Here is a 23,230-nt window from a genome sequence, read left to right as displayed (position 1 = left end):
AGGGGAAAATTTTTTTGAAAAGTGGGGGGAAACCCCCTCCCCCAAAGGTGGGGGGGGGTTTTTCCCCCGCGATTCCCCTACTGCACCCCGCTGGAGTCCGCATGTCTTCACTGTCCACCGCCTGGCGCAACCGCCCCACCCACCAAAAGGTCTGGGCCCTGGCCGCGCCGATGATCCTGTCCAACATCTCGGTGCCGCTGGTGGCGCTGGTTGACAGCACGGTGATCGGCCATCTGCCCCATGCCCATCAGTTGGGCGCGGTGGCCGTCGGTGCCACGCTATTCACCTTCATGGTCGGCCTGCTGGGCTTCCTGCGCATGGGCTCCACCGGCTTCGCCGCCCAGGCCGCCGGCCGCGCCGATGGCGCCGCGCTGCGCCAGGTGCTGGTGCAGGGGTTGCTGCTGGCGCTGGCTTTCGCCGTGCTGATCGGCCTGCTGGCCCTGCCCTTCAGCCAACTGGCGATGCAGGCGATGCAGCCCAGCGAGGCGCTGCATGCCTCGACCGAAGCCTTCTTCCACACCCGCCTACTCGGCCTGCCGGCAGCACTGGCCAGCTATGCCCTGGTCGGCTGGTTCCTCGGCACCCAGAACGCCCGGGCGCCGCTGGCGATCCTGCTGACCACCAACCTGCTCAACATCGCCTTGAACCTGTGGTTCGTGCTTGGCCTTGACTGGGGGGTGGTCGGCTCGGCGCGGGCCTCGGTGATCGCCGAATGGAGCGCTGCCCTGCTCGGCCTGGCCCTCACCCGCCCGGCCTTGCGCGCCTACCCCGGGCAGGTCGTCTGGGCCGCGTTGAAACGCTGGCAGAGCTGGCGGCCGCTGCTGGCGGTCAACCGCGACATCTTCCTGCGCAGCCTGGCGCTGCAACTGGTGTTCCTGCTGCTCACCGTGCAGGGTGCGCGCCTGGGCGAGGCGACGGTGGCGGCCAATGCCCTGCTGCTCAATGGCCTGATGCTCACCGCCTATGCCCTCGATGGCCTGGCCCATGCGGTCGAGGCCCTGTGCGGCCATGCCATCGGCGCCCGTGACCGCAGTGCCCTGAAGCAGGCACTGGTGGTGGCCTGCGGCTGGTCACTGATCGTCAGCCTGGTGTTCGCCGTGCTGTTTTTGCTGGGCGGGCACCTGTTCATCGACCTGCAAACCGACATCGCCAGCGTGCGCGACGCGGCATATCCCTACCTGCCTTACCTGGCGGTGCTGCCATTGGTAGCCGTGTGGAGCTACCTGCTCGACGGCCTGTTCATCGGCGCGACGCGAGCCCGCGAGATGCGCAATGCGATGCTGCTGTCGGTGGCAGTTGCGCTGCCCCTGGCGCTTGCCATGCGCGGGTTCGGCAACCATGGGCTGTGGTGGGCGTTCCTCGGCTTCATGGTGCTGCGGGCGGTAACGCTGGGGTGGCTGGGGTGGCGTTTGCAGCAGCGCGACCGCTGGATTCCCTGAGAACGGCGCCGCTTTGCAGCGCTGCGTCACGAAACCAGGAGAAAGCCCTCACCTGCCCCCTTGCCTGCGCCCGGCCTGATTCCCCACAATCGCGGCCATGCCGCACCATGACAGGGAATTCGCCGTGCCATCCATCTACCAGCTCAAACCCCGCTTCCAGGCGCTGCTGCGCCCTTCGGTGCAACGCCTGTACGACCGTGGCGTCACCGCCAACCAGGTGACCGTCGCCGCGGCGGCGGTCTCCATCCTCCTTGGCCTGCTGCTCGCCTGGCAGCACCAGGTCACCTGGCTGTTCATCCTGATACCGCTGTGGATGCTGCTACGCATGGCGCTGAACGCGGTCGACGGCATGCTCGCCCGCGAGTTCGGCCAGCAGTCCAGGCTCGGCGCCTACCTCAATGAACTGTGCGACGTGATCGCCGACACCGCGCTGTACCTGCCGTTTGCCCTGTTGCCGGGCGTTTCGCCGACACTGGTGGTGCTGGTGGTGGTGTTCGCCGTGATCAGCGAATACGCCGGGGTAATGGGCCCGCTGGCCGGCGCGTCACGCCGCTACGACGGGCCGATGGGCAAGAGCGACCGGGCCTTCGCCTTCGGCGTGCTGGGCACCGGCGTGGCGTTCGGACTGTTGGCCGCGAGCTGGATCAATGGCCTGCTGCTGGTGATCCTGCTGCTCTCGCTCTATACCCTGTACAACCGGGTTCGCCACGGCCTGGCCGAAACCCGCTGAGCCCCTCGCTGCCGGACAAGGATATTCGCCATGCGCCAAGCGCAATCGCTGCATTTCTGCACCCATGACGGCGTCGAGCTGCACTATCGTCACTGGCCCGCCACGCGCAACGAGCATCAACCACGCCGCGCCGTGGTGATGTTCCACCGCGGCCACGAGCACGGCGGGCGCATGGCCCACCTGGCCGACGAACTGAACATGCCCGGTTATGATTTCTTCGCCTGGGACGCCCGTGGTCATGGCCAATCGCCGGGCGCTCGCGGCGACAGTCCGGGCTTCGCCACCAGCGTGCGCGACGTGCAGACCTTCATTGAGCATCTTCAGGCCCGGCACGGCATCGCCGAGGCGGACATGGTAGTGCTGGCGCAAAGCGTCGGCGCGGTGCTGATCGCCACCTGGGCCCACGACTATGCGCCCAGGGTGCGCTGCCTGGTGCTCGCCTCGCCGGCGTTCAAGGTCAAGCTCTACGTCCCCTTCGCCCGCCCTGGCCTGAAGCTGCTCAAGGCCCTGCGCGGCAACTTCTTCGTCAACAGCTACGTCAAGCCGCGCCTGCTGACCCATGACCCGGAGCGGGTCATGTCGTATGTCGCCGACCCGCTGATCAGCCGGCCCATTTCGGTCACCATGCTGCTGGGCCTGTATGACGCCGCCGACCGCGTGGTGGCCGACGCCCAGGCGATCCAGGTGCCGACGCAACTGCTGATCTCCGGCGCGGACCTGGTGGTCGAGCGCAAGCCGCAGGAGCAGTTCTTCGATCGCCTGGGCAGCGCACGCAAGGAAAAGCACATCCTGCCCGGCTTCTTCCACGATACCCTCGGCGAGCGCGACCGCGCCCACGCCCTGGCGCGGATCGAGCGCTTCATAGCGCACTGCTTCGACGCGCCGCCAGCGTGGCCGGCGTTGCTCGACGCCGACCGCAGCGGCGCCAGCTGCGCCGAGGCCGAGAGCCTGGCTGCGCCGTTGCCACGCCATTCGCCACGCGACCTCTACTGGCGCGCCACCCGTGCCGGCCTGCGGCTGGGCAAGGGCCTGTCCGAGGGGGTGAAACTGGGCTTCGACACCGGCTTCGACTCCGGCTCCACCCTCGACTACGTCTACCGCAATACGCCGACCGGCAAAGGCCGGTTGGGCGAGCTGGTCGACCGGAACTACCTGGACGCCATCGGCTGGCGCGGTATCCGCCAGCGCAAGCTGAACGTCGAGGAGCTGTTGCGCCTGGCCATCGCCCAGCTGCGCGAGCAACAGCGCCCGGTCCACATCGTCGATATCGCCGCCGGCCATGGCCGCTATATCCTCGAGGCCTTGCAAGGCCTGCAGCAACTGCCCGACTCGATCCTGCTGCGCGACTACAGCGAACTGAACGTGCAACAGGGCAACGCACTGATCACCGAAAAAGGCCTCGCCGAGATCGCCCGCTTCGTCCAGGGTGATGCCTTCGATCGGCAAAGCATGGCCAGCCTCACGCCACGCCCCACCCTCGCGGTGGTCTCGGGCCTCTACGAGCTGTTCGCCAGCAACGAGCTGGTCGGCAATTCGCTGGCGGGCCTGGCCGATGCCGTCGAGGACGGCGGCTACCTGGTCTACACCGGCCAGCCCTGGCATCCGCAGCTGGAGATGATCGCCCGCGCCCTGACCAGCCACCGCGGCGGCCAGGCCTGGGTGATGCGCCGACGCAGCCAGGCAGAAATGGATCAGTTGGTCGAGGCCGCAGGGTTCCGCAAGATCACCCAGCGCATCGATGAATGGGGCATCTTCAGCGTCAGCCTGGCGCAGCGGGTGCGTTGATGGCCCGTGAAGCCGGGCTGATCCGCCGCGGCGTGCTCTGGCTGCTGTTGCTCGGGCCGTTGTTTTTCCTCAGCTACGGCCTGGCCAACACCTACACGGCCGGACGCGACGATATCGGCAGCCTGGTGTTCGCCTGGGAACGGCACATGCCGCTGTGGCCGTGGACGATCATCCCGTACTGGTCGATCGACCTGCTGTACGGGTTGTCGTTCCTGCTGCCGCGTACACGTCGCGAGATGGACCGACATGCCCTGGCATTGCTCACGGCACAGGTGATCTGCGTGGCCTGCTTCCTGCTCTGGCCGCTGCGCTTCACCTTCGAGCGCCCCGAGCTGTCGGGGTTGTTCGGCTGGCTGTTCGATGTGCTGATGGGCTTCGACAAGCCCTACAACCAGGCGCCTTCGCTGCATATCGCGCTGTTGGTGATCATCTGGACGATGTTTGCCCGCCATACACGGCATCCAGCCAGGCGCTGGCTGGTGCACGGCTGGATGGGGCTGATCGGGCTGTCGGTCCTTAGCACCTGGCAGCATCACTTTATCGATGTACCGACCGGGGCGTTGGCCGGGTTCGTCTGCCTGTGGCTGTGGCCGCAACAAGGGCCGCTGCCCTGGCAGCAGGCGCGCCTGGCACGCGACCCCAAACGCTGGCGGCTGGCATTGCGTTATGGACTGGGCGCGCTGGTGCTGGCCGTGCTCGGGTTCAAGCTGGGACACACCGCCTTGTGGCTGCTCTGGCCTGGGTTTTCACTGCTGTTGGTAGCGTTGAACTATGCGCTGTTCGGGGCGCAAGGTTTCCAGAAAGGCAACGATGGCCGGCTGTCGGTCGCGGCGACGGCATTGCTGGCGCCTTACCTGATTGGGGCCTGGATCAATTCAAGGCTGTGGACCTGGCGCCACCCGCAGGCGGATGAGGTGTGCGAGGGGGTGTACCTCGGGCGTGTGCCGGGCGCGGGTGACGCGGGGCTGTTCCCGGCGGTGATCGACCTCAGCGCGGAGCTGGCCTGCAGGGTCCTCATCGCGGGGCAAGCGCGCTCCCACGAGCAGACGTCACAGGCTTCGCAGTCCTACCTGAATCTGCCGTCACTGGACCTGGTCGCCCCTGACACGCAGACCTTGCAGCAAGCTGCCGAGGCTATCGAACACCTGCGCCGGCACGGCCCGGTACTGGTCTGCTGTGCGCTCGGCTACTCGCGCAGCGCCAGCGCGGTCGCCGCCTGGCTGGTGGTCAGCGGCCGCTGCAAGGCAATCGCGCATGCCGAAACACTGATCCGCCAGGCGCGCCCCGGCGTGGTATTGCATCCAGCCCACCGCCAGGCCCTGCAGCCGTTGGAGACCCGGCCATGAACCTGCTCGTCGTCGCCAGCCTGCTCGCCCGTGGTCGCCAACTGGAGCGCTGGTCGGACGGCATCACCTTGCTGGCCCTGGCCTGCAGCCTGGCGCCCATGCTGGGCGCGCCGTTGCCAGCGCTGCCCCGAGTGTTCTGCGCAGCGTTGCTGGCGCTTGGCCTGGCACACAAGTACTGGGCCATACGCGTTGCCCTGGATGCCGAGCTGTTCGCCCGGCTCGCCAACTGCGACGACCTGCCCGCCGATACCCTGGCCCTGGACCGCGCCCTGTTCGAACTGCGCCTGAAACCGACCGTCGACGATCCACGCCGCTGGCCTGCACGCAGCGAGGCCGCCCTGGCCCTGCTGCGCCGTCAGGCCTTGTGCCTCGCCGTGCAGGTGCTGCTCGCCGTCACCCTCCCCTTCACCGGATAACCCCCCGATGCTCGCCAGCCTGACTGCCTTCGTCATCACCTCCGCCGCCCGCCTGATCACCGGTGCCCGCGCCCTGTGGCTGGGCTGCACGCCGCAACCGGTACAGCGCCTGTACTTCGCCAACCACAGCAGCCACGGCGACTTCGTGTTGCTCTGGGCCGCGCTGCCCGAGCCGCTGCGCCGCCGCACCCGGCCAGTGGCAGGCGCCGACTACTGGTGCAAGCCTGGCATCCGCGATTTCCTGATCCGCAAGGTGTTCAACGGCGTGCTGATCGATCGCCAGCAGGCCAGCGAGGGCAACCCGCTGCAACCGGTGCTCGACGCCTTCGCCCAGGGTGACTCGCTGATCTTCTTCCCGGAGGGCACGCGCAACCTCACCGACGACCCGCTGCTGCCGTTCAAGAGTGGCCTGTTCCACCTGGCCTCGGCCAACCCGCAGGTGGAGCTGGTGCCGGTGTGGATCGCCAACCTCAACCGGGTCATGCCCAAAGGACGGGCCCTACCCCTGCCGCTGCTGTGCACCCTGAGTTTCGGCGAGCCGCTGCACCTGCAGCCGGACGAAGCCAAGCACGCCTTTCTCGAGCGGGCCCGCCAGGCCCTGCTGAACCTGGCCCCGAAGGAAGCCTGAGATGGATCACAACACCCTGTTACTGTTCGCCGGTATCGGCGCCCTGCTGCTGCTCGCCAGCCTCGTCGGCCGACTGCTCAAGTGGCGTGCCGGCCCCGCGCCACATGCGGTGATCGACAACCTCAACGCGCGCATCAATGCCTGGTGGGTGATGGTGTTGGTGATCGGCATCGCCTTCCTGTTCGGCAAGTACGGCGTCATCGTGCTGTTCTACGGCGTCTCGTTCTACGCCCTGCGCGAGTTCATGACCCTCACCCCGACCCGACGCAGCGACTACCCCGCCCTGGTGGCGGCGTTCTACGTGGCGTTGCCGGTGCAGTACCTGCTGATCGCCATGGACTGGTACGGCCTGTTCAGCATCTTCATCCCGGTGTACCTGTTCCTTCTGCTGCCGATCCTCGCCAGCTTCGGCGGCGACACCACGCGCTTCCTCGAGCGCGCCTCGAAGGTGCAGTGGGGCCTGATGATCGCGGTGTACTGCGTGTCCTCGGTGCCGGCGCTGATGACCCTGGACATCCCCGGCTACGAAGACCGCAACCTGCTGCTGATCGCCTGGCTGATCCTGGTAGTGCAGATCAGCGACGTGCTGCAGTACGTCTGCGGCAAGCTGTTCGGCAAACGCAAGGTGGCGCCCAACCTGTCGCCGTCGAAGACCGTCGAAGGCCTGGCCGGCGGGGTGGCCTTGGCTACCCTGGTCGGCGCCCTGCTGTGCTGGATCACCCCGTTCACCTTCTGGCAGGCGGCGCTGATGGCGCTGACGGTCAATGCCATGGGCTTCTTCGGCGGGCTGGTGATGTCGGCGATCAAGCGCGACCGCGGGGTGAAGGACTGGGGCCACATGATCGAAGGCCACGGCGGCATGCTCGACCGCATGGACTCGGTGTGCTTCGCCGCGCCGGTGTTCTTCCACTTCGTGCGGTACTGGTGGGCGTGAGGCCTGGCCGATCGGCAGGCTTGGGTTGAGATAGCGCGCTCTGACAGCTGGACGTCGAGCCCAGGCAACTGCCCGTACGTCGATGGCCCTATGGTGACGCGTCATCTCACCTGCTATCTGGAGCCACGCCATGTCCGATTTCATCACCGTCCTGCGCGAAACCTGTCCGACCCCGGTGGTCGACGCGACCAAGTGGAAGCGCATCGGCGGCGACCCGCACACCGTCAACCTCAATGCCTACCTGTCCGCCGACGGCAGCAAGATCATGGGAACCTGGATCTGCACGCCGGGCAAATTCGAGGTCAACTACGAAAAGTGGGAGTACTGCCATTTCCTCGATGGCTACTGCATCGTCACCCCGGAAGGCGAGGAGCCGAAGCATCTGAAGGCGGGGGATGTGTTCGTGATCGAGCCGGGGATGAAAGGGACCTGGGAAGTGGTGGAGACGGTGCGCAAGTATTTCGTGTTTGCCTGAAGCGGTAATCGTGGGAGCGGGCTTGCCCCGCGATGACGTCAGGCGGGACAACGCCGTCGCCTGATTTGAAGTCATCGCGGGGCAAGCCCGCTCCCACGATTCAAACGCCCGTTCTGCCGGGCAAAAAAAACGCGGAGCGCATGCCCCTCCCCCAAGGTGCGCAGTTACAAGGGGGAAGACCATACGGTCCGCGATCAAGTCCACTCGCGGGTCAATCCTTCTTGCGGTACCCCTCGACGATCGCCGAGAAATCCTTGCCACCCTCGCCGCGCAGGCTCATGGCCTGGTACAGCTGCTGGGCCACGGCACCCAGGATCACCGGCTGGTGCGCCTGGCGCGCGGCCTCGGTGGCCAGCCCCAGGTCCTTGAGCATCAGCTCGGCGCCGAAGCCGCCGGTGTAGCCCCGTGAAGCCGGGGCAGTCTCGATGATGCCGGGCCACGGGTTGTAGGTGTCCGAACTCCAGCAACGTCCGGTCGAGCTGTTGATGATCCCGGCCAGCACCTTGGTGTCGATGCCCAGCGCATTGCCCAGGGCCATGGCCTCGGACACGCCGATCATCGAGATACCCAGCAGCAGGTTGTTGCAGATCTTGGCGATCTGCCCGGTGCCGACTTCGCCGCAATGCACGATATTGCGGCCCATCTGCTCCAGCACCGGCTTGAGCGTGGCGAACAGCTCGGCGCTGGCGCCGACCATGAAGGTCAGGGTGCCGGCGGCCGCGCCACCGGTGCCGCCGGAGACCGGCGCATCACCCATGTCGATGCCCTTGGCCGCCGCGGCCTTGGAGACCTCACGGGCGGTCTGCGGGTCGATGGTGCTGCAATCCACGGTCGGGGTGCCGGGGCGAATGCCGGCCAGCACGCCGGTTTCTTCGTCCAGGTACACGCCACGCACATGAGCGGCGGCCGGCAGCATGGTGATCACCAGCTCGCTGTTGGCGGCGGCGTCCTTGGGCGAGGTGCTGACCTGCCCGCCCAGCTCGGCGAGTTCGGCCAGCACGGTCTTGTTGAGGTCGAACAGGTTGAGCTGGTGCCCGGCCTTGATCAGGTTGCGGGCCATGGGCGCGCCCATGTTGCCCAGGCCAATGAATGCGATACGCATGACGAGCTCCTTAGCGCAGGCTGATGGTGGTGTTCACACCGTCATTGACGCTGTCATCGTCGAACCAGCGGGCGGTGACGGTCTTGGTCTGAGTGTAGAACTGCACCACCTGCTTGCCGTACGGGCCGAGGTCACCGAGCTTGGAACCGCGGGAACCTGTGAAGCTGAAGAACGGCACCGGTACCGGGATCGGGATGTTGATGCCGACCTGGCCGATGTCGATCTCGCTCTGGAACTTGCGCGCCGCCGCGCCGCTCTGGGTGAACAGACCGGTGCCGTTGCCGAACGGGTTGGCGTTGACCAGGGCGATGGCCTCGTCGAGGGTGTCGACCTCCAGGGTCACCAGCACCGGGCCGAAGATTTCCTGGGTGTAGACCTGCATGTCGGTCTTCACCCCGGAGAACAGGGTCGGGCCGACGAAGTTGCCTTGCTCGTAGCCCGGCACCTTGACGTCACGACCGTCGAGCTCGAGCTTGGCGCCTTCCTTGATGCCGCTCTCGATCAGGCCCAGCACGCGCTCCTTGGCGCGCTTGGAGACCACCGGGCCGACATCGGTGCCCGGCTCGTTGCCGGCGTTGACCTTGAGCTTGCTGGCCGCGTCCTTGATATCCGGCAGCCATTCGCGGGCCTTGCCCACCAGCACCGCCACCGAGGTGGCCATGCAGCGCTGGCCGGCCGCGCCGAAGGCGGCGCCGACCAGGGCGTTGATGGTCTGGGTGCGGTTGGCGTCGGGCAGCACCACGGCGTGGTTCTTGGCGCCCATCATCGACTGCACGCGCTTGCCGTGCTGGCTGCCCAGGTTATAGACGTGGGTGCCGACCTCGGTGGAACCTACGAACGAGATCGCCTTGATGTCCGGGTGGGTGCAGATGCCATCGACCACTTGCTTGCCGCCATGCACCACGTTGAGCACACCGGCCGGCACGCCAGCCTCCAGCGCCAGCTCGACCAGCATCATGGTCGACAGCGGATCCTGCTCGGACGGCTTGAGCACGAAGGTATTGCCGCAGACGATGGCCATCGGGAACATCCACAGCGGGATCATCGCCGGGAAGTTGAACGGGGTGATGCCGGCGCACACGCCGATCGGCTGGCGCAGGGTATAGGTGTCGACGCCGCCGGCGACGTTTTCGGCGAACTCACCCATCTGCAGGGTGCCGATGGAGGCGGCGTGCTCGACCACTTCCAGGCCGCGGAAGATATCGCCCTCGGCGTCGGCGATGGTCTTACCCTGTTCGGCGCTGAGGGTCACGGCGATGCGCTTGCTGTGTTCGCGGATCAGCGCCTGCAGCTTGAGCATGATGCGCATGCGCGCGCCGATGGGAGTGTCGCGCCAGGTCTTGAAGGCACGCTCGGCAGCGGCTACCGCGGCGTTCACTTCCTCGACGGTGGCGAACGGCACCCGCGCCAGCACTTGCTGGGTCGCCGGGTTGACGATGTCACGCCATTCGGTGGTCTTCGACTCGACCCATTGGCCGTCGATCAGCAGCTTGACCTGCTCGACCTTGGTCTGGTCGGGCGTCTGGGGTGCGTTCATCTGCGCTCTCCTTGGAATTATTGTCGGAACGAGGACGCCTACGCCGGAGCGAACACGGGGTGGCGCTTAGGGGCTGAGTTCGAGTATAGATGTGCAAACATCCAACAAGAATGCACAAAAAAACCGGATCATCATGCAAAAAGACCTCACCTCCCTGAGCGCGCTGAACTGGGACGACCTCAAGTTCTTTCTTGAGGTAGCGCGCACCCGCAAGGCCAGCAGTGCGGCCAAGCGCCTGGCCGTGGACTACACCACGGTGTCGCGGCGCATCGGTTCACTGGAAGGGGCGCTGGGCACTTTGCTGTTCGAAAAATCGCGGACCAACGGCTTCGTCCTCACCGCCGAGGGCCAGCGCCTACTGGGCTATGCCGAGTCGATCGAGAGCACCCTGCACATGGCTTGCGAGCAAGTCTCGGGCTCGGGCGTGGCATTGTCGGGGCATGTACGCATGGGCTGCACCGAAGGCTTCGGCAGCTTCTTCGTCACCCCGCAGTTGAGCCACTTCGTCGATGCCTGGCCGGCGATCTCGGTGGACATCCTGCCGTTGCCGCACTTCATCAGCCTGTCCAAGCGCGAAGCCGATATCGTCATCGCCCTGGAGCGCCCGGAACACGGCCCCTATGTGTGCTGCAAGCTGTGCGATTACCGCCTGCGCCTGTATGCCACCCAGGACTACCTGGATCGCCACGAGCCGATTCGCGAGATCGCCGACCTGGGGCGCCACCCGTTCATCAGCTACGTGGACGACCTGGCCTTCAGCTCGGAGTTGCTGTACCTGGCCAACTTGATCCCCAACGCCAACGCGCACCTGCGCAGCACCAGCGTGATCGCCCAGTACACAGCAGCGTTGCAGGGGCGTGGGCTGGCGATCCTGCCGTGCTTCCTGGCGGCGCAGGATCCACGCCTGGTGACGGTGCTGCCGGAGCAGATCGAGGTGACGCGGCAGTTCTGGATGTACTGCCGGGAGGACCTGCGCAAGTTGAAGCGGATCACCCTGCTGTGGGATTACATCCGTGAGGTGACCGAGGCCAATGCGCCGTTGTTGATGGGGGAGACGCGGGAGATGAAGTTCGCTCGGGATTGAGGGTAGGCATCATCGCGGGGCTTGCCCCGCGATGTCGGTATCACTCCGACCCCACCACGATCGACACGCGGCGATTCTCCATGCGCCCTGCGGCGGTACGGTTGTCCGCCACCGGCTGGCTGCTGCCCATGCCGCGGGTCTGGATGTTCTGCGGCTGCATGCCGATGCCGGCCAAGGCCTTGGCCACGCTCTGCGCGCGGCGCTCGGACAACTGCTGGTTGTAGGCGGCCTTGCCCGAGGCGTCGGCGTGGCCGTCGATGCGCACGCGCTGGATATCCACCGACAGCAACGCCTTGCCGATGCGCTCGACGATCGACTCGCTCTGGCTGTTGAGGCTGTCCAGGTCGCTGCCGAACAGCACCTTGCCGGACAGGTCGAACGCCCAGCCGTCATCGGTCGGGGCGAAGCCCTCGCGCTTGAGCACGGCGACCTGCTCGGGTGTCAGCCCCTTGGGCGGCACGCTCTGGCAGCCGGCCAGGGCCAACAGCGCCAGCAGCAGGGTGAGCAACGGGAAACGCAGTAGGGAAAAACGCTTGGTCACGGTTCAGCTCCTGTTCTTTGCATCGTTGGCACAGCGTTCCGTCTGTGCCACTTGCCAATGGCCGCGGCGATTGCGCTTGGCCTGGTACATCGCCGCATCGGCGGCATTGAGCAGACTGGCCGGGTCACGGCCGTCGTCCGGGTAATAGGCGATTCCCACGCTCAGCGACGTGGTGAGGCTGTTGCCGTCTTCCAGCTGCACCGGCAGCCTCATACTGGCGACGATCTTTTCAGCGATGCGCTGGGCATCCTCGCGTGAGTGCAGCGGCGTCAGCAGCACGGCGAACTCGTCACCGCCCAGGCGCGCCACCAGGTCATGCTCGCGCAGTTGCGCACGCACCCGGCTGGCCACGCTGATCAGCACTTCGTCCCCCACCGCATGGCCGAGGCTGTCGTTGATCTGCTTGAAATGGTCGCTATCGAGGAACAACAGGGCCAGGTGATCTTCAGTGCGTGCGGCGTTGCGCAGGCTGCGACTCAGCCGCCCTTCGAAGAAGGCGCGGTTGGGCAGGCCGGTCAGGCTGTCGTGGCTGGCCTGGTGGGCGAGGGTTTCGTTCTCGCTTTGCAGGTGGTTCTGCCACACCTCCAGCTCATCGAGCAGGGCATTGAAGTCGTTGCCCAGCTCGTTGAGCTCGGCGATCTGGGTTTCCGGCACGCGGCGGTCGAAACTGCGCTCGCGCCGCGCCGCATGGGCGACGCTGGCCAGGTTGCGCAGGGGCCGGATGATGTCGCCGAACAGGCGTCGTGACAGGTACAGCGCCAGCACCGCACTGAGCACCGTGCACACCAGGATCCCGACCAGGCCGCTGAGCAGGAAGCGCACCAGGCTGCCACCCTGCCCGGTCAACTCGATATGCCCGACGCGCTGGCCCATGTGTTGCACCGGCATGTTGATCGGCTCTTCCAGCAGGCTGCGCGCCACCTGGGTCTGCAACTGCGCCATCACACCGGGCGTATCACGCTGCCAATGAGCGAGCAGCTCGCCGTCGTTGTCGTAGACCTTGGCGTCGGCGACTTCCTCGGTGGAGGCGATCAATGCCAGCGCTTCGTTGGCCGCGGCACTGTCGTCGAACACCACGGCGGCCTCGACGGTGTAGTTGATGGAGCGAGCGATCAGGTGCAGGTTGTGATTGGCATAGACGCGCAACGCCGCCACGCCGAGCAGGGTCACCAACACACCGGCCAGGCCCGCGGCGAGCAGCGCCACGCTCAGGTGACGACGGCTGAGCACGGCGCGCAGGGTCGGCCGGCTGAAGCGCTTGGCTGAACGTTTCATGGCTGCCCTGCCCGCCGTCGCGACAGCTGCAGCACGCTGGGGTGGATGCGCACACCGCTGCGCGCCACCGAGTCGAGGTTGACGTCGAACGCCACCTGTTGGTCGCTGACCCGCAGGCAGAACAGGCTACCCACCGTGCACGGGTCATCGGCCTCACTGATGCTCAGCAGTGGGTGGCCATTGACCCGCTGGAACAGTCGCTCACGTTCCAGCTTGTCGAGCTTGCCGATATAGATGGCATCGCAGGCATTGGCCACGCTCGGGTCGTCGGCCAGCAGACGGCGCACCTGCAAGGGTTGCCCGGAGTTCTGCACGTTGCCCTTGATCAGGTCGTCGGCGTACTCGGTAGGGCCGACCAGGCACAGGCGCAAGGGGTTGGGGTCGGCAGGCCAGCGTGCGTAGCTGAGGATCCCCAGTACCACCTGGGTCACGGCCTTGGCCCGTTGCTGCGCCTGCGCGTCCGACGCGGCAGTGCCCGCCCAGGCGGGAGCGCCGGTCGACAACAGCGTGGCCATCAGCAGCGAGAGCGCACAACCCGTCACTCGTCTCAAGACCGAGACAGCCACAGTCATGGGGGAAAATCTCACAAAATGTTTGCGGATAATGCCGCAACGATAGCATATCGGCGGCGAACTCCAGAGTCAGACTTGCTCCAGCATCAGCCCCGAGACACGCCTGACCTTGCGCTCCACCGCTTCCTCGAACACCCCGGCGCGCGGCTCGATCAGGCTGAAGCATTGCTTGGCGCGGGTGATGCCGGTGTACACCAGTTCCTTGGTCAGCACCGGGTTCAAGGCATCGGGCAGCACCAGCGCGGTATGGCTGAACTCCGAGCCCTGGGACTTGTGCACGGTCATGGCGAACACGGTTTCCACTTCGCTGAGCCGGCTGGGCAGGACGAAGCGCACCCCACCGCTGCCATCGTTGCGCGGGAAGGCCACGCGCAGCAGCGCCTCGCCCTGCTCGTCCGGCAGGCGCAGGGCAATGCCGATATCACCGTTCATCAGCCCAAGACCGTAGTCATTGCGGGTGACCAGTACCGGGCGGCCCTCGTACCAGGGTTGCTGGCTATCGATCAGCCCGGCATTGTGCAGCACCCGGGCCACGCGTTCGTTCAGGCCTTCGACGCCCCAGGCGCCCCTGCGCACGGCGCAAAGCAACTGGAAGGCTTCGAAGCTCTGCAGTACCTCGGCCGCCCAGCGCTCCCAGCGCGGATCGTCGCCCGGGGTGCCAGGCGGCGGGCGCAAGCGGCCGATGGTGCGCAGGTAGCCACGGTAACCCTGCGGCCCTTCGCCGCCCTGGCCAAGGCCGTCTAGCAACAGGCGATCGAAGCGCTTGTCGTGTTCGCCGCCCAGGGTCAGGCAATGAACGTCCGCAGGCCGGGTCGCCAGCAGCGCCCGCGCCTCCAGCGCCTGCTGGCGATTGACCAGGCGCGCCAGCTGGCCGATGCCGCTGCCTTCGCCGAAACGCCGCGAATGACGTAGCATCACGATCTGCTGGGCCAGCGGATTGCGCTGGCCATCGCCCGGTTTCAGGCCGATGCCCGCCAGCGACTGCCCGCCCACCTGCTCCAGCCAGGCCAGGGTCTGCGGCCAGTAGCAGCCTTCCTCGGCGTCGCGACACAGGTCGCCCAGCACCGCCCCGGCTTCCACCGAGGCCAGCTGGTCCTTGTCGCCCAGCAGCACCAGCCGTGCGGTGGACGGCAGGGCATCGAGCAGGTTGGCCATCATCTCCAGGTCGATCATCGAGGCTTCGTCGATCACCAGCACGTCCAGCGGCAACGGGTTGCCGGCATGATGGCGGAAATGCCGCGAGCCTGGGCGGCTGCCCAGCAGGCGGTGCACGGTGCTGACCTCGGTGGGGATCTGCGCCCGTACCTCAACGTCCACCTGCAGGCGCTCGACCTGCTGGCCGATGGACTCGGTCAGGCGCGCCGCGGCCTTGCCGGTCGGTGCCGCCAGGCGGATACGCAGCGGCCGGCCTTGCTCGACCGCCGGCCCCTGCAACAATGCCAGCAGGCGTACCACGGTGGTGGTCTTGCCGGTGCCGGGACCGCCGGTGATCACACTGAAACCCGCTCGGGTGGCCAGCGCGCAGGCGAGTTTCTGCCAGTCCACCTCGCCGGCCGCCGAGCCGCCGTCGAACAGTTGCGCCAGGCGCTGGGCCAGATCGGCGGGCTGAGGCTGACGGCGCGCCAGGCGCTCATGCAGGGCGTCGTCGATCCGCCGCTCGTAGGCCCAGTAGCGGCGCAGGTACAGGCGCTCGGCGCTGAGCACCAGTGGCCGGGCGCGCTGTTCGACGCTATCGCCCGCCGCGACCAGCGGGCTCTCGGCAATCCGTTGCAGCCAGGTACCCAGGTCAAGGCTGGCCAGCAGTTGCGAAGGCAGCAGCAGCGGCCCGGCCAGGACATCGCCTTCCGGTGGCAGCGACAGGGCGAAGTCTGGTTCAGCGAGGGTCTGGCGCAGATCCAGGCACACATGCCCATGCCCCAGCTGGTGGCTGGCCAGCGCCGCAGCGAGCAGGACCAAAGGATCACTGCCTGGCGCCCGCTCCTCGAGAAAGCTCACGAAGGCCCGGTCCAGGGCACGCAACCAACCGCGCTCGACCCAACGATCGAGCAACGCCAGCAGGTCCTGGCTGGCGCTCAGATGCTCCGCCTGCAACGGCGTGGGCAGCAGGTCATCGAGGTTGCGGCTCATGGCGCGGCTCCGGCAAACAGGTCCTGTTGTTCAGGTTCTTGCTCACCCCGGAACATCGCGTCGAGCTGCTCGATCAGCGCCCGGGGTGGCCGCGCATGATACAGCCCGTGGCCCGCCGACGTGACGCCGCGCAGGAAGATGAACACGGCGCCACCGACATGCCGATCGTAGTCGTAGTCAGGCAGGCGGGCGCGCAACTGGCGATGCAGGGCCAGCAGGTAGAGCACGTACTGCAGGTCGTAGCGGTGCTCGAGGATCGCCTGCTCCATCGCCAGGTCGCCATAGGCTTCGGCGTCGGGGCCAAGCCAGTTGGACTTGTAGTCGGCCACGTAGTAGCGCCCGTCGAGCTCGAACGCCAGGTCGATGAAGCCCTTGAACATGCCATTGAGCAAGGTCGGTTGCGCGGCCGGGCGCGCCGCGCCGCCATGGGTATGGCGCGCCACCTGGTAGTCGAGGCGCAGGGCGTCGACCTGGTGGCTGGCGAACCAGAACTCCATTTCGATCTGGTAATGGTTCAGTTGCGCCAGGGTCAGGGTGGCACCCTGCAGCGGCATGGGTTGCAGCAGCAATTGCTGCAGCCACTGCGTCAGCGTGGGGATCCAGCCGGTCCAGTCGCGTCGATTGCAGCGCCGCCCCACGGTGCGTTCGATCACCTCGGCCTGGCTGCTGATCTCGGCGAAGCCTTCGCGGCCCGCCCATTCGAGCAGGCCATGGAGGAAGGTCCCCGGGTTCGGCCCACGGGGGAAGCGGTGGATATCGCCCGCCTCGGCCGGGACCTCGCGCAGCAGCTGGCTGTCCAGCAGCTCGTCGTCCAGCAGTTGCTGGGCCTGGGAGCTGTCGGCGATCAGCGTCTGGTCGCCCACCCGCAGGGCACTGTAGGAGGCAATCCACCAGTGTTCCGTGGCGGCGCGCCGTGGCTTGCGCGGCGGCAGGAGTTCGCGCTGGCTGTCCGGCGTGCGATAGCTCTGTGTCTGCACTTCGGGCAGCGCCTCCCGGCTGATGGCCGGGTTGCTCGCCGCCAGTGCCTGGAGCCACTCGCCCAGCTGGCTGGAGGCGGGCAACGGCAGCCCGCCGCCGAGCAGGTAACCCAGTGCCGAACGGTGCAGTTGCGAGCTGCGCTGGGTACCGCGCTTGAGGTCGGCGACGCCCAGCCAGCAGGCGTATTGGGCGCGGGTCAGGGCGACGTAGAGCAGGCGCAGGTCCTCGGCCAGGCGCTCGTCGTCGGCGCGCTCGATCTGCTCGGCATTCGGCGTCAGGGTCAGGTGCGCCACGCCCTGGTCATCGTGCCAGCCCAAGGGCAGGCGCTGGCCATCCACCGGTTTGCTGGTGCAGATGAACGGCAGGTACACCAGCGGGTATTCCAGGCCCTTGGATTTGTGGATGGTCACCACCTTGACCAGTTGCTCGTCGCTTTCCAGGCGCAGGATCTGCTCCTCGCCCGCCTGCCCTGCGTTGGCCAGGTGCTCGGTAAGGTGACGGATCAGCGCTTGCTCGCCATCCAGCTCGCCCGCCGCCTGCTGCAACAGCTCGGCCAGGTGCAGCAGGTTGGTCAGCACGCGTTCGCCGTCACTGCGGCCCATCAACGCGCGGGGCAGCTGGAAGTCATGCAGCAGGCGGCGCAGCATCGGCAGCACGCCCTGGCGTTGCCAGGTGTCGCGGTAGCGGCGAAAACGCATCACCCAGCCCTCCCAGACCCGTTCGTCCTGGTTCAGGCGCTCCAGTTCGACCAGCGGCAGGTCGAGGGTCAGGCTGGCCAGGGCGGCCTTGAGCAGGCGCTCCGAGTCCGGCTCGGCGCAGGCCTTGAGCCAGGCCAGCAGGTCGTGGGCCTCCTGGGCGGCGAACACCGAGTCCTTGTCCGACAGGTACACACTGCGCACATCGCGGGCGGCCAGCTCGGCGCGGATCAGCTGGGCCTCGCGGCCGTCGCGCACCAGGATGGCGATATCGGAAGGCAAACAGGGCCGCAGCTTGCCAGCAGCATCAGCGAAACCACTGACGCCTTGCTGCCCGCCATTGAGCAGTTCGACGATATGGCTCGCGCAACTGGCCGCCAGCTGCTGGCGATACAAAGTACTGGATACCGGCTCATCACTTTCAAGTTGCCAGCAACAAAGGGCTGCGCTCGGCTGCCCGGCCACCAGCAATTGCTCGCCACGGCCCTTGGCGCGTACTTCGACGAAAGGCAGCGGGTTATCGCCATGGGCCCGGAACAGGAATGCCCCACGGCCCTCGGCACGCTCCTCGGCCTGGAGGAATACCCGGTTCACCGCCGCGACCATGGCCTGGCTGGAGCGGTAGTTGGTGTCCAGGCTGTGCAGGCGCCCGGCGGTGGCGCGGCGCGCGGCCAGGTAGGTGAAGATGTCGGCGCCGCGGAAGGCATAGATCGCCTGCTTGGGGTCGCCGATCATGAACAGGCCGGTGTCCGGATTGTTCTCGCTGATACGGTAGATGCGCTCGAAGATGCCGTACTGGACGGGGTCGGTGTCCTGGAACTCGTCGATCAACGCGACCGGGAACTGCTCGCGGATCAACGCGGCCAGGCGCTCGCCGGCATCGCTGCCCAGGGCATGCTCAAGGCGCAAAAGCATGTCGTCGAAGCCCATTTCGGCGCGTCGACGCTTCTCCACCTCGAAGCGCGCCGAAACCCAGGCAGCGGCATGCTCCAGCAGGCGCGCATCGGGGCTGGCCAGCCCCTGCAACTGTTCACGCAGGGCCGCCATGGCGTGCAACGCCGGGTGCTGCGGTGGCTCGCCGGCCTTCCACGCCTCGGCCATGCCCGCCGGGGTCAGCCGGGTGAAGCCGGTGCCCAGGTCCAGCTCCATGGCCTGCTCATCACCGGCCCAGGCGCGCAGTTTGTCGAACCAGGGCTCGAAGTAGCGTGCCTGCAACTTGCGCCCGTCCGCCTGCTTGGCCGCCACGGCATCGCGGCAGATCTGCTGCAGCTCATCGGCCCAGGCGGCCCAAGGGGCCTTGAGCTGGGCCAACTGCTCGGTGCGCTGGCGCAGGGTCGCCTCGATCAAGGCTTGCGGCTCCTGCTCGTCCACCTGGCCACGGACGCGGCCGAACAATGGCCTGATCCTTGGCAACAAGGCATCGGGGCTGCCCCAGTTGCCGCGCACCCAGGCCAGCGGCTCGCCACGCATGCCGTAGCAGAAGCGCCGCCAGTAGTCGCGCATGACCTGGCCCAGCAACTCGCTGTGATCGGTTTCCAGGCTCTGGGTGAACAGGCTGCCACTGTCAAACGCATGCTCGCGCAACATGCGCTGGCACCAGCCGTGGATGGTCGACACCGCCGCTTCGTCCATCCATTGCACGGCGATTTCCAGACGGTTGGCACAGCGTGGCCAGTGCGCCCGTGGATAATCCTCGCGCAGCAGGTGCAGCAAAGGGTCGGCGTCCTCGAGCTCGCCGCGGAAAAAGCGCGCCGCTTCAGCCAGGCGCGCACGGATACGCTCGCGCAGCTCCTTGGTTGCCGCATCGGTGAAGGTCACCACCAGGATCTGCGGCGGCAGCAGCTCGCGGGCAAAGCCCTGCTCGCCGCCATGCCCGAGGATCAGGCGCAGGTACAGGGCCGAGATGGTGAAGGTCTTGCCGGTGCCGGCGCTGGCCTCGATCAGTTGGCTGCCGTGCAAAGGAAAGCTCAGCGCCAGGGGGCGGGCTTGGGTCATTGGGCGCTCTCCGGGTTGCCCAGGGTTTGCCAGGGCGCCGCGAACAAGGGGCGATACAGGGTTTCGCACCAACCCTCGAAGGTTTCCTCGAGGGCCAGTGCGGCGAAGTCACGGTATTGACGGGCCAGGGCCAGGCTCTCGCTGCGCTCGCCGAAGCTGTTCTGACCGTCACCTTCGTAGGCCCGGGCCGCGGCAGCCAGGGCCTTGTCCGGGTCCTCCTGGGCCAGCCAGGCGAAGGCGGTCTTGGCCGCGACGGGCAAGGGCGCGTTCATTCCAGCCTGGCGAGCCACCAGCAGCTCGCCCAGGCGCTGCGTCGCATCGGCCTGCGGCAGCGGTGCCAGCAACAAGGTCAGGTCGCTGGCCACCAACGCGCTGTGCAGCGGATAGCCCGAGGCGCAGGCGGCAAGGTGCATGACCCAGGCCGGGATCAAGCGATGCCATTTCAGGCTGTTGCGCCCGGCACTGAGGGTATTGGGCACGGTGGCGATGCTCAGCAGGCTTTGGTCTTCGCCCTGGTACACACGGCCGAGCCAGCCTTCCAGGCGCTGCGCGCCCTGTTCGAAGTGAATCGGCAGGGCACCCTCGACCAGCGTCGGCCAGCGCTGCAGCAACTGTCGATGGCGTTGCAGCAAATCCGGCAGCGGCTGGATCAGCTCCGCCTGCAAGGCCTCACCGAACCCGGCCAACGGTAGCAGCCCGCAGGCCTGCAGCTTCCGGGCCTGGGCTTGCAGGGCTCGCTCAGCGTTGTCGGGGTCGGCCAGCGCGGCGCCGAGCAGGCTTTCACTCAGGCCATAGCGTTGCAGGGCATCCAGGACGAAGGGTTCTTCGTCCGGAGTCGGCGCTTCCAACGTTTCGAAGAACACTTTCAGGCGCTGGCTGAAAAAATGCCGTACCGGGTGGCGCAGGAAGTCCTGAAGCTGCACCAGGTTCAGCGGTTCATCGCTGACGTAGGGCGACAGCCCGATAGGGGCGGTCGCTGCGCCGTCCTCGGCCTGATGCAAGGCCAGCCACTCATGGGCAAAGCTGAACAGCGGGCTGCCTTTCTGGAAATAGCGCTGGCTGAACGGCTGCAGCGGATGCTCCTGGGTCAACGCATGCAGCAACTGCTGTCCAGCGTCATCGCGCAACCCGGCCTTGGCACCGGCGAGCTGCCAGCCGGCGGCCAGGTGATCGCGCAGTTGCCCGATCAGCACCGAGGCCGGACGCTCGCTGTTGTCGCGGATACTGCGTCCGACCCAGCTGACATAGAGCTGGTCACGTGCCGAAAGCAGGGCTTCGAGCAACAGGTAACGGTCATCCTCTCGCCGGGAGCGGTCGCCCGGGCGATAGTCGCTGGCCATCAGGTCGAAGTCCAGGGGCGGCTGGGCGCGTGGATAGTCACCATCGTTCATGCCCAGCAGGCAGACCACCCGGAACGGAATGGCACGCATGGGCATCAGGGTGCAGAAGTTCACGGAACCGGCAAGGAAGCGTTGCGACAACTTGCCCTGGTCCAACCCCGACAGCCAGGCTTCGCGCACCACCGTGAGCGGCAGCAGGTCTTGCAGGCCCACCGTTTCGCAAGTTTCCAGCCAGGTGTCGCGCAAATCCTGCAGTTGCACCAGGAGCAGCTCGTCGTGTTCGTTCTCGGCCAGGAAGAAGATCTGCAGCAGGGCGTGCAGCCGTGCGCCCCAGTCTGGCGCAGAGGCCGGCTGGGTCAGGGCCTGGCAAGCGACCTCCAGGGCATCGAGCAACGCGACCAGCGGCCCGATCAGCGCGGCATCGAGGCCGCCGATCTCGTCATAAGGCTCGATGCCGTCACAGCCTTCGCCCACCCCGACCGCGTACCCCAGCAACATCCGGCGCAGGCCGAATCGCCAGCTGTTCTGCTCCAGCCCTTCCGGCAGCCCCAGGCTGGCGCGCTGTTCGGCACTCAGCCCCCAGCGGATACCCGCCCCTTCGATCCAGCGATGCAGCGTCGGCAGGTCGCCTTCCTGGATGGCGAAACGGGCGCGCACGGCCGGTACGTCCAGCAGATCGAGCACTTCACTGACGGCAAAGCGGCTGTCGGGCAGCTTGAGCAGGTGCTCCAGCGCAATCAGCAATGGGTCGCGACCACGCTGGCCCTGGTCGGTCAGGGTGAAGGGGATGTAGCGCGGGTCGCTGCGATCGAGCTGGCCGAACACGGCACGGATATGCGGTGCGTAGGTGTCGATGGCCGGCAGCATGACGATGACGTCGCGCGGGCGCAGGGTCGGGTCGGCGCTGAAGCGGGCGAGTAACTGGTCGTGGAGGATCTCGACTTCGCGCTGCGGGCTATGGGCCAGGTGGAAGCGCACGGAGCGGTCCTTGGCCGGATCGACTGCTGGCCATTGCGTACGCGTCTCGGCCAAAGGCCGCAGCTCGAGGATATCGTCCTGCAGCTGGTTGAGCAGGGTCTCGGGTTGTGCATCACTGAACAGGTCGATACGGCCTTCGCTGAAGACATTCTGGTAGCTGCCTGGGTCGTCGTAGCTGTCGAGCAGGTTGATGTAGTCGCGCCCCTGCTTGCCCCAGGCCGCCAACAGCGGATGGGCATGCTGATGCAGCAGTTCGTCGTCCAGCTGCAAAGGCATGCCCTGCTTGCGTTGCTGGCGTTTGTACTGGTGCCGCAGCAGGTCCTTGTCGGCGACGATATCGCCCCAGTGGTGACGACAGGGGTTGTGCACGCACAGCAGCACCTGGCTGAAACGGGCAAGACCTGCCAGGGCTTCCAGGATCTGTGCCGGCAGCGACGAAATGCCGAACACGATCAATCGCGCCGGCAGCCCTGGGGGCGCCTGCTCCAGGCTGTTGATACGTTCGATGAAGCGCTGGTGCACACCGGCTCGGCTCTGGGCCATGCCCTCCTCGCCCACGTCCTCGAGCAGGAGCCGCCACAACTCGGCCTGCCAGCGATTGCCAGCAGCCAAGGGCTTGCGCTCGCCACGGGCGGTATTGAGTACATGGGCACCATCTGCCCAGTCCTTCAACCAGTCGGCGCGGTAGACCTGGTACTGGTCGAACAGGTCGGCAAGGCGCTCAGCTAGCTGGTAACGCTTGCGCAGGTCGCTATCGTCGGTGAGGAAGCGGCGCAGAGGTTCGAAGTGCGGACGCTCGATCACTTCCGGGAGCAGACGCATCAGGCGCCAGGTCAGGGGGGCCTTGTCGAGCAGCGAAACCTCGGGGATTTCATCACGGCCCAACACACGGCGATACAGCTGCCACATGAAGCTGCCCGGGAGCTGCACATCGATGGCAGCGGCGATCCCGCAACCGCCCTGATCGTCGTCTTGCGGGTCCTCGGCCAGAGCCAGTTTCAGCCATTGGGCGATACCGTTGCTCTGTACCAGCGCAATCTCGTTTTCCAGTGGCGCCAGGGGGTAGCGGCGCATCACGCTCACCACCAGATTACGCAGTTCGTCCAAGCGATTGCCCTGGACGATCATGAAACCTGGGTGGAGTGAGGTGGTCTGCGGCATAGGAGCTCTCGGGAATGCGGTTAATGCTGACGGGAAACCTTATCACGGAGACAGCAGACAAGGTCTCGCGATGCTGCCCGGCAGGCCATGGG

The 23,230-nt window shown here is 66.7% G+C and carries 17 protein-coding genes; 9 read left to right on the top strand and 8 right to left on the bottom strand.

The features are described 5' to 3' along the window. The first annotated feature begins 101 nt into the window (after window positions 1-101). The 8 genes from ACQ4OD_RS24095 to ACQ4OD_RS24060 all read left to right on the top strand — a co-directional run bounded on the left by ACQ4OD_RS24095 (window position 102) and on the right by ACQ4OD_RS24060 (window position 7,753). Window positions 102-1,439: an MATE family efflux transporter gene (locus ACQ4OD_RS24095; protein ID WP_198755503.1), complete on the top strand. Its 1,338-nt coding sequence runs from the start codon at window positions 102-104 to the stop codon at window positions 1,437-1,439. Between the two features lie 124 nt (window positions 1,440-1,563). Continuing rightward, window positions 1,564-2,169, top strand: coding sequence for a CDP-alcohol phosphatidyltransferase family protein (locus ACQ4OD_RS24090; RefSeq protein WP_139668488.1), 606 nt, complete (start codon window positions 1,564-1,566; stop codon window positions 2,167-2,169). A 30-nt stretch (window positions 2,170-2,199) separates the two neighbouring features. After that, complete coding sequence (locus ACQ4OD_RS24085) at window positions 2,200-3,954, top strand: bifunctional alpha/beta hydrolase/class I SAM-dependent methyltransferase (protein ID WP_198755505.1); 1,755 nt, start codon at window positions 2,200-2,202, stop codon at window positions 3,952-3,954. Further along, on the top strand, window positions 3,954-5,300 hold the full coding sequence (locus ACQ4OD_RS24080) for a phosphatase PAP2/dual specificity phosphatase family protein (protein WP_430945060.1): 1,347 nt from the start codon (window positions 3,954-3,956) through the stop codon (window positions 5,298-5,300). The genes ACQ4OD_RS24085 and ACQ4OD_RS24080 overlap by 1 nt, the downstream gene beginning before the upstream one ends. Next, complete coding sequence (locus tag ACQ4OD_RS24075; RefSeq protein WP_430945059.1) at window positions 5,297-5,716, top strand: hypothetical protein; 420 nt, start codon at window positions 5,297-5,299, stop codon at window positions 5,714-5,716. Before ACQ4OD_RS24080 ends, ACQ4OD_RS24075 begins: the two co-directional genes overlap by 4 nt. Window positions 5,717-5,723: 7 nt before the next feature. Next, window positions 5,724-6,344, top strand: coding sequence for a lysophospholipid acyltransferase family protein (locus tag ACQ4OD_RS24070; RefSeq protein WP_139668481.1), 621 nt, complete (start codon window positions 5,724-5,726; stop codon window positions 6,342-6,344). 1 nt (window position 6,345) lies between these two features. Continuing rightward, the gene (locus tag ACQ4OD_RS24065; RefSeq protein WP_198755507.1) at window positions 6,346-7,278 is read left to right on the top strand and encodes a phosphatidate cytidylyltransferase; all 933 of its coding nucleotides are present in this window, start codon (window positions 6,346-6,348) and stop codon (window positions 7,276-7,278) included. A gap of 130 nt (window positions 7,279-7,408) precedes the next feature. Then, window positions 7,409-7,753, top strand: a complete 345-nt coding sequence (locus tag ACQ4OD_RS24060; RefSeq protein WP_023631693.1) for a cupin domain-containing protein — start codon at window positions 7,409-7,411, stop codon at window positions 7,751-7,753. Window positions 7,754-7,964: 211 nt separating this feature from the next. Here the strand turns inward: ACQ4OD_RS24060 and mmsB are convergent, their stop codons facing one another. Next, window positions 7,965-8,855 carry a 3-hydroxyisobutyrate dehydrogenase gene (gene mmsB / locus ACQ4OD_RS24055; RefSeq protein WP_028691313.1) on the bottom strand — a complete coding sequence of 297 codons (891 nt, stop codon included), beginning with the start codon at window positions 8,853-8,855 and terminating at the stop codon, window positions 7,965-7,967. Window positions 8,856-8,865: 10 nt separating this feature from the next. Next, window positions 8,866-10,392, bottom strand: a complete 1,527-nt coding sequence (locus ACQ4OD_RS24050) for a CoA-acylating methylmalonate-semialdehyde dehydrogenase (protein ID WP_038707313.1) — start codon at window positions 10,390-10,392, stop codon at window positions 8,866-8,868. A gap of 133 nt (window positions 10,393-10,525) precedes the next feature. Between ACQ4OD_RS24050 and ACQ4OD_RS24045 the strand changes: the two genes are divergently transcribed. After that, the gene (locus tag ACQ4OD_RS24045; protein ID WP_102684573.1) at window positions 10,526-11,476 is read left to right on the top strand and encodes a LysR family transcriptional regulator; all 951 of its coding nucleotides are present in this window, start codon (window positions 10,526-10,528) and stop codon (window positions 11,474-11,476) included. Window positions 11,477-11,516: 40 nt separating this feature from the next. On the opposite strand, the gene ACQ4OD_RS24040 is transcribed toward ACQ4OD_RS24045, so the two are convergent. From ACQ4OD_RS24040 to recC, 6 genes are all read right to left on the bottom strand, one after another. Beyond that, complete coding sequence (locus ACQ4OD_RS24040) at window positions 11,517-12,017, bottom strand: OmpA family protein (RefSeq protein WP_256659234.1); 501 nt, start codon at window positions 12,015-12,017, stop codon at window positions 11,517-11,519. Between the two features lie 3 nt (window positions 12,018-12,020). After that, window positions 12,021-13,292 carry a diguanylate cyclase domain-containing protein gene (locus ACQ4OD_RS24035; RefSeq protein ID WP_198755508.1) on the bottom strand — a complete coding sequence of 424 codons (1,272 nt, stop codon included), beginning with the start codon at window positions 13,290-13,292 and terminating at the stop codon, window positions 12,021-12,023. After that, window positions 13,289-13,864: a YfiR family protein gene (locus tag ACQ4OD_RS24030; RefSeq protein ID WP_031316726.1), complete on the bottom strand. Its 576-nt coding sequence runs from the start codon at window positions 13,862-13,864 to the stop codon at window positions 13,289-13,291. Before ACQ4OD_RS24030 ends, ACQ4OD_RS24035 begins: the two co-directional genes overlap by 4 nt. Before the next feature lie 69 nt (window positions 13,865-13,933). Further along, a complete protein-coding gene (gene recD, locus ACQ4OD_RS24025; protein ID WP_430945058.1) occupies window positions 13,934-15,991 on the bottom strand; it encodes an exodeoxyribonuclease V subunit alpha in 2,058 nt (685 codons plus the stop codon). Then, window positions 15,988-19,659 (bottom strand): exodeoxyribonuclease V subunit beta, encoded by a 3,672-nt coding sequence (gene recB, locus ACQ4OD_RS24020; protein WP_430945057.1) that lies wholly within the window; start codon window positions 19,657-19,659, stop codon window positions 15,988-15,990. The genes recD and recB overlap by 4 nt, the downstream gene beginning before the upstream one ends. Beyond that, window positions 19,656-23,138, bottom strand: coding sequence for an exodeoxyribonuclease V subunit gamma (gene recC / locus ACQ4OD_RS24015; RefSeq protein WP_430945056.1), 3,483 nt, complete (start codon window positions 23,136-23,138; stop codon window positions 19,656-19,658). Before recC ends, recB begins: the two co-directional genes overlap by 4 nt. Window positions 23,139-23,230 lie beyond the last annotated feature (92 nt).

The organism is Pseudomonas sp. WC1 (assembly GCF_050586565.1).
Taxonomy (GTDB): domain Bacteria; phylum Pseudomonadota; class Gammaproteobacteria; order Pseudomonadales; family Pseudomonadaceae; genus Aquipseudomonas.
Note: the sequence above shows the minus strand (reverse complement) of the source record. Positions and strands in the feature narration are given on the sequence as shown.